Origin of the sequence: Streptomyces sp. NRRL F-2664, from assembly GCF_000719345.1 — a bacterium.
Classification (GTDB): domain Bacteria; phylum Actinomycetota; class Actinomycetes; order Streptomycetales; family Streptomycetaceae; genus Streptomyces.
The window spans coordinates 1-5474 of the sequence record NZ_JOFX01000152.1; the positions used below are offsets into that span (position 1 = coordinate 1).

5 protein-coding genes and 1 pseudogene are annotated in these 5474 nt (G+C 65.0%); 2 read left to right on the forward strand and 4 right to left on the reverse strand.

All coding sequences use genetic code 11. The annotated features are described in order from the left end of the window. Positions 1-581, forward strand: a pseudogene (locus IF89_RS48665) (hypothetical protein); the annotation flags it as partial. 418 nt (positions 582-999) lie between these two features. Here IF89_RS48665 and IF89_RS43740 read toward each other — a convergent pair. The 3 genes from IF89_RS43740 to IF89_RS48675 form a co-directional block, all read right to left on the reverse strand. After that, positions 1000-1647 carry a response regulator gene (locus IF89_RS43740; RefSeq protein WP_078628769.1) on the reverse strand — a complete coding sequence of 216 codons (648 nt, stop codon included), beginning with the start codon at positions 1645-1647 and terminating at the stop codon, positions 1000-1002. 849 nt (positions 1648-2496) lie between these two features. Continuing rightward, positions 2497-2919 carry a transposase gene (locus tag IF89_RS48670; protein WP_234328022.1) on the reverse strand — a complete coding sequence of 141 codons (423 nt, stop codon included), beginning with the start codon at positions 2917-2919 and terminating at the stop codon, positions 2497-2499. Positions 2920-3016: 97 nt separating this feature from the next. Next, positions 3017-3163 carry a transposase gene (locus IF89_RS48675; protein WP_420707014.1) on the reverse strand — a complete coding sequence of 49 codons (147 nt, stop codon included), beginning with the start codon at positions 3161-3163 and terminating at the stop codon, positions 3017-3019. 231 nt (positions 3164-3394) lie between these two features. Here IF89_RS48675 and IF89_RS43750 point away from each other — a divergent pair, with 231 nt between their 5' ends. Continuing rightward, on the forward strand, positions 3395-4276 hold the full coding sequence (locus tag IF89_RS43750) for an IS5 family transposase (RefSeq protein ID WP_078628770.1): 882 nt from the start codon (positions 3395-3397) through the stop codon (positions 4274-4276). 15 nt (positions 4277-4291) lie between these two features. Here the strand turns inward: IF89_RS43750 and IF89_RS39160 are convergent, their stop codons facing one another. Continuing rightward, on the reverse strand, positions 4292-4660 hold the full coding sequence (locus tag IF89_RS39160) for an SUKH-4 family immunity protein (RefSeq protein ID WP_267882128.1): 369 nt from the start codon (positions 4658-4660) through the stop codon (positions 4292-4294). Between the last annotated feature and the right edge of the window lie 814 nt (positions 4661-5474).

The window sequence follows — 5474 nt, forward strand, 5'->3', positions numbered from 1 at the left end:
TGGCGCATCCTCCGCAAAGCCCGCCTCAGCCCCAGCAGACTCACGTCAATCGCCAGAGCCATCCTCACCCTGGAGACTCACCGCTGAAAACGCTCACTGATGAGGTCAACAACAACGTCCACCGCGTGATCCGCTGGAGACCCGCAGAAGCCCTGGCAGAGGAACAGCACCGCTTGCACCGGCTGCCGGAGAATCCTTTCACCGCGGCACTGGGAACCACCCGCCGGGTCGCCAACGACGCGACGATATCGGTTGATTCAGTGGCCGTGCGGCGCCCTCCACGCAAGCCCTCCACCCTCGATCCCAACCTCGACTACCTGCAACAGCGCTGGGACGAGGGACAGCACAGCGCGAAGGTCCTGCACGAAGAACTGCAGCCCAAGGGCTACCTCGGCCACTACCAGCGCGTGAGATGGCCGTCGCACCGCTCAGGCGGGGCCTGCCCCCTGGACGAGCCACGCGAGCGTCCGGATGGTGTCCCTTCTCATGGTGTAGCCGATCAAGGTGCGGGACTGCGCGGGCGGGTGTGCGGGGCGCACTTCTGTTGGGGCCTGCCGCTTCACGTAACTGTTTATTGGTGAATGCGCAGTTCAGCCGTGGGGAGTGCTTGCCTGCCGCTTGGCGGTGGTGCTGGCGAGACGGAACTAGCGTGCCGCTCTCGATGATGTGGGCCCCGAAGGTGAGCCGGTCGACGGTGGCCTGGCAGAAGCGATCGCAATCGCGTGCCGTTCCTCACGATCGGTGAAAATCTGGAAGAGCAGTTCCGGCGCGGTGCCGGTCGAGCTTGCCCGCCCGTACTACTTCTTGACCGTGCGGCCCAGCTGCTCGTCTCCAGCGGCTTCGGCCAGCTCGTTGACCACGTTCGCCGCTCGTGTAGCGGACACGGCCGCCGGCCTCGGCGATGCGGTGCCCAGGCCGATCAGCAGGTGGGATTTGCCGGTGTCGGAGTGCCCCCCAGCCCAGCAGGCGCGCACTCCGACCCCCGGGTCTGGTATGACTCTATTCTACCAAGCCTCTCCGCATTCCCTCGGCGACAGCCGCCGCACGGTCTGATACGCCGAGCTTCTCATAGAGGCGAGCGGTATGAGTCTTCACAGTGCTGACGCCGATGAAGAGTTCCTGCGCTACCTGTGGGATGCTCAACCCGCGGGCGAATGCTTTGAGCACCTGCCCTTCTCGCTCACTAAGGATCGGCCCGGCGCGATCGGCTCTCATACGTATTTCCCCGGCCAACGCCCCTGTCAACTCGTCGGGGATTACAGTATACCCTCTAGCTATTTTCGCGACCGCCTCAACTACATCTGCACGGCTAGCATCCTTGGGAAGATATCCAGCTGCCCCTTCCTCGATCGCCTGGAATACTACCGAGCTTTCCGTTATGGCGGATAGGAGCAATATCCTCGTTCTCAATGAGTCACGAGTGGCGGCATGAACGATCCCCAATCCGTCCATGCCGGGCATTCGGTAATCAATTATCGCCACATCTGGATCGTGCTGCTTGATCGCAGCAAGTGCAGACGGACCATCGTCTGCCTCTCCCACAACGTCAACCCTGCCGCTGAGAGTCAGGCCTCGCACTGTGCCCTCGCGGTATATCGGGTGATCGTCTGCCACTACAACCCTGATTTTGGCGTCAGTCGTGGCCATCCGTGTCGTCCTCTCAAGGGAACTTCCGCATGACGGCAGTCGGCCTAGGAAGTATAGCTCGGAGCCTTGCATTGCGCTCGTGCAATGCCCTGATCGGCGTTGTTCCAGGTAGCCGGGGTCTGTTGAGCACCAGCGACAAGCCACCACCCGCGGCTCGAAAACCGACACTGCGCGGATCTATTTAGGCAGCACGGGTGAGTCGCTGGGTTCGCACAGGCTGCACGACGAGGTTGCCCCGCCGCCCTTGTACCCCGAGTGGGGTAAGAAGCTCTACAGACCTTTGTATAGCCGACCCGGCCTTCCATACCTGCGACGTCCGGAAACGAGCCCGCGGCGAAACCCACATTCTGGCCCCCACACTCGCCTGCCAACGCATCAGCGCCCTGCTCGCATACTCCGCGACGGCACCTTGTACGAATGCCCCCGAAGTCACTCTCGCCGCATGAGCAGCCCAATTCCCGGCACCACGTCCTTGACGAAGGAAATAAGCCCCCATTACGGCCTGGCCTACCTTCGCAGCCACGACCCGCTCGCACAGTCCGCTGCCGACTTCGGATATATGTCGGCACCGCCCATGCCTTATCACGGCCGTTGTCGAGCACTTGTCCCGCCAGGCACCCGGACCGCGGCGGATCCTGCGGTGAAGCCGACCCTGAATGCGACCGGCCCCACGGGACACCCGCCGAGCGCGACCGTGCCGGCACCAGCCGGGCCGAATTCTCCCGGAAGCACCGTCCTCACGGCGTGAACGTGCAAGTCGCGGCCGACCCCGCCGGCAACCTGCTGTGGATCCCGCCCACACCGCCTGGCCAATGAGGTGTCGGAGGAGGTCCAGGGCCTGGTAAAGGGTCAGGCCCTGGCAGGGGCTCTTGGGGTCCTCCGCTGTTCGGTCAGCAACGGGTGGGCGGCGGTGACGAGGGTGACGTGCCGGTGCCAGCCGGTGAACGAGCGAGCGGTCTTCAGCTCGCGGTGCTCGATGCGCCAGCGGGCTTTCGCCAGGCGGACGAGGTCTGTGGCGGGGATGTCGGCGGCAGGTTCGAGATCCAGTACTTCACCGGTTCGGCCTCTTCCTCGGGCCACTGCGCGATCAGCCGGGTAAGCGGGATCCTGCCCTCCGCTGTCGGTTTGTAGCCGGTCATTGCGGCTTTGACCTGCAGACGTAGCCCTGCCGCGGTCTTCCAGGCCTCGGCGGAAGTCGGCGTTGGCGCCGTAGCCGGTGTCCGCGACCAGGACAGCGGGCCGCAGCCCGTTGCTGGCGAGTTCATCGAGCATGTCCAGCGCGAGCTCTTGGGGCGGTGGTAGGCGGTGTCGGAGGCGGCGTGGACGCTACGCCGATCTGGCAGCTGCCGACCTGGCCCAGGGTGCCCGATTACTGCCGGGCCACCCCGGGCGAGGCACGTCCGTCCTTGGGAAAGCCGGTGTCGTCCACCACCCACACCTGCGGCCGCACCGCCGACGCCGCCCGCCATGCCAGCCGGGCCCGCACCTCCTCGACCGGCCAGGGCGAGAACATCATGAACCGCTGCAACTGCTGAAAGCCTTCGCCCGCTGATCCCGCCGCACCAACGGCACGAACACCTAGCAAGCGAACTCCTCCAACCGGCCCCGCACCGCAGCAAGCTCCCCAGCCCGCATACAGCCAGCTAACTACCAGACACCCACCGCGACAAGACCAGCTGACAAAGCACTATTAGGCCGTGTCCGATGGTTCCTGTGACTCGCATTGCGCTGGATCGTTTCGGTCGGTGTGGGGCGAGGTGATCTTTCAGATGACGAGTGGATGCGGCTGGAGCGGCATCTGCCGCGTAACCGCGGCCGGGGCGGGCGCTGGCAGTGCCACCGTCGGGTGATCAACGGGATTCTCTTCCGGCAGCGGACCGGACTGCCCTGGCGTGATCTGCCACCGCAGTTCGGCAAGTGGAAGACAGTTCACGATCGTCATCGCAGATGGTCGGCGGACGGCACCTGGGAGAAGATCCTGCGCGCCGTCCAGGCCGACGCTGATGCAGAGGGCCGAATCGACTGGAGCATGGTGAGCGTCGACTCGACCTCGTGCCGAGCACACCAGCACGCAGCTGGTGCCCTCACCCGCGCGCCACGAATTCCAGGCCGCCGCAGGCGCCCGGCCAGACACCGTTCCGATGAGGGCCTGGGCCGTTCCCGGGGAGGGCTGAACTGCAAAATCCATCTAGCCAGCGAGGGAGGCCGTCGCCCGTTGGCTTTCGTCATCACGCCCGGACAGTGGGGCGATGCCCCGCAGTTCATACCCGTGCTCGAACAGGTCAAAGTCCCAAGGCCAGGCGGCGGCCGCCCACGCACCCGACCCGACCACGTCGGAGGCGACAAAGCGTATTCCTCGCGCCGAAACCGCCGATACCTGCGGCGTCGGCAGATCAAGCACACGATCCCTGAACCCAGGGACCAGCGAGCCAACCGCCAACGACGGGGCAGCAAGGGCGGCCGGCCCACCGGCTTCGACACAACAATCTACCGGCGGCGCAACGAGGTCGAGCGCACCATCAACCGGCTCAAGACGTTCCGCGCGGTCGCCACCCGCTACGACAAGAGGGCCTACGTCTTCCACGGGACGGTCACGGTCGCGGCGATCCGGCTCTGGCTCCGCCCGTGACCGCCACAGCCTCGCCTACTGGTCTTCCGGGACCAGGACACCGAGCTCGACTTCCTCAAAAACGCGTGGCCACCAGGATTCCTCATCGTCGAACACCCTCGGATCGCACTGCCGGGCCCGTTCGATCACGTCCTCGACGTAGTCCTCGTAGCCGTCGTCCGCGTCGCTCCTTCCGGAGCCGATGAACGCCTCCCACACCTCCAGGACGTTCTGCAGACCAGCAACCGAAGAGTTGACCAGCCCGTATTGCTGTTCCCCATCGCTGTCATAGCCGCGGACCATCCGGACTTCGCCGCTGTCGATCAGCAGCCAGTACGTGTTCACGCCGTCCTCGAACGCGCCGAGGCATACCGCCCGACCCGGCGGAAGGTCGCGGACCTCCAGCTACCGACCCGAGTCCCGCACGAACATGCGGTTGCAGTCGGCCGGAAGGCCTTGTTCGCCCAGCCCAGACACCGCCTAGCGGCCCACACCCAGGCGCGCGAGAGAACTCGCGTCATACGACAGCCACTGCGCGCTCGACAACCGGCACCCCCCTACTCGATCCGTCCCGCCGATCCTCTCAGACCCTGCGGACGACCCATCGGACAGGACCTAGGCCGACTCCGAGCGTACGTCCTCCGCATCACGCTCCTAATAAATAGCATCCGAGCCGGTCAACCGCCTCCAGCGGAAGCGCGCTGAAGGCACTAGCCACCCGATCAAAGCAACCATGTCTTGCGCGCGCCGACCCCGCAAAAATGCGCTGTCTCCCACCCTTCCGAAACTTCAAGATCAGCCGGAGCTGGAGCCTCCGCCCACCACGCCGAGCAAGCCGGTGAACCTGTGCCGACGCATGCGTCCTCCACTCAGCTACTAAGGCGGCCCAAGCCGGAGGATGTGCGGCGGACATAGACGTCCGACGAAGAGCAGCCGATGAGATGCTTCGACCCGTTAGAAAAGGTGCTCCAATGAAAGAGAACCGCCTTGCTGCAGCGTTTCCGCAGTTAGCGGGAACTACTTCAGGCAGGCATGAACTTCTACTGGCACGGGTTTTGGTTGGTGCGACCAGCAGCAACGCGGGATGATCTTCTGGTAGGAACATCTGGGTCACACAAAGCAGGGAGAAACGACAAGGTGGCAGCACCGAAGAAGGGCCGGCGGCCCACGGGGGCTCAGGGGAGGCCGGGGCGCGCCCTGGCGATCATCCTGATCGCGA